The following is a 435-nucleotide window of genomic DNA, read 5'->3' as shown; positions in this document are numbered from 1 at the left end:
GCTGGCGGTCGCGCCGCTCGCTGGACGAGGAGCTCGCGGCGCAGGGCGTCGTCGGCATCAGCGACGTGGACACCCGCGCCCTCACGCGGCACCTGCGCGAGCGGGGCGTCATGCGCGCCGGCATCTTCTCGGGCGACGCGCTCGTGCGTCCCGAGGGTGAGCGGCCCCCGGTCGACGAGCTGGTCGACGAGGTGCTGACGGCCCCCGCGATGACGGGCGCCGACCTGGCCGGCGAGGTCAGCGTCGACGCCGCGTACGTCGTGCCGGCCCTGGGCCTCGACGGCGCACCGCTCGACGAGCCGCGCGCACGCGTCGCGGCGGTCGACCTGGGCATCAAGGCCATGACGCCGCAGTGCATGGCCGAGCGCGGCGTCGAGGTGCACGTGCTGCCCGCGACGTCGACGATCGCGGACGTCGCCGAGGCCGAGCGCGACG

The 435-nt window shown here is 76.6% G+C and carries 1 protein-coding gene; it reads left to right on the top strand.

Annotated elements, in window-relative coordinates; all coding sequences use genetic code 11:
• A partial coding sequence (locus tag G3I56_RS42840; RefSeq protein WP_275406987.1) for a carbamoyl-phosphate synthase domain-containing protein occupies window positions 1–435 on the top strand: 435 nt, incomplete at both ends.

This window comes from Streptomyces sp. SID12488, from assembly GCF_010548275.1.
Taxonomy (GTDB): Bacteria; Actinomycetota; Actinomycetes; order Streptomycetales; family Streptomycetaceae; genus Streptomyces.
The sequence above is the reverse complement of the archived record's forward strand: the minus strand, read 5'-3'. Positions and strand labels throughout refer to the sequence as shown.